1 protein-coding gene is annotated in these 505 nt (G+C 74.9%); it reads left to right on the top strand.

Annotated elements, in window-relative coordinates; all coding sequences use genetic code 11:
• A partial coding sequence (locus J0695_RS40150) for an amino acid kinase family protein (RefSeq protein ID WP_443727108.1) occupies nucleotides 1–476 on the top strand: 476 nt, incomplete at its 5' end.
• Between the last annotated feature and the right edge of the window lie 29 nt (nucleotides 477–505).

Raw genomic sequence — 505 nt, 5'->3', positions numbered from 1 at the left:
GTGTCGTCGAACAGGACGCCGTCGCCTGCCTGCTCGCGCAGGGGTACGTGGTGATCGCGGGCGGTGGCGGAGGCATCCCGGTCGTCGAGGCGCCCGACGGCACGTACAAGGGAGTCGAGGCCGTCATCGACAAGGACGCCACGTCGGCGCAGCTGGCCACCGCTCTCGGCGCGGGGCTGCTGGCCATCACCACGGGCGTGGAGCAGGTGGCCGTCGACCACGGCCGCCCCACGCGGCGGCCGCTGGGGCGTGTGACCGCTTCCGAGGCCCGCCGTCACCTCGCCGACGGCCAGTTCCCGGCAGGCAGCATGGGCCCCAAGGTCGAGGCGGCCCTCGCGTACCTGGAAGCGGCCGGCACCCCTGACGCCCGCGTCCTGGTGACCTCACCGGCAGCGCTGGCGGGCGCGATGCGGGGGAGCGGCGGCACGTGGTTCGTACGGGACGACGCACCCGTGACGCCTGTCCGCGCCCATTGACCTGACCCCGTCACCGCGCCACCCCACCC

It is taken from the genome of Streptomyces beijiangensis, from assembly GCF_017315755.1.
In the GTDB taxonomy this organism is placed as follows: Bacteria; Actinomycetota; Actinomycetes; order Streptomycetales; family Streptomycetaceae; genus Streptomyces; species Streptomyces beijiangensis.
Note: the sequence above shows the minus strand (reverse complement) of the source record. Positions and strands in the feature narration are given on the sequence as shown.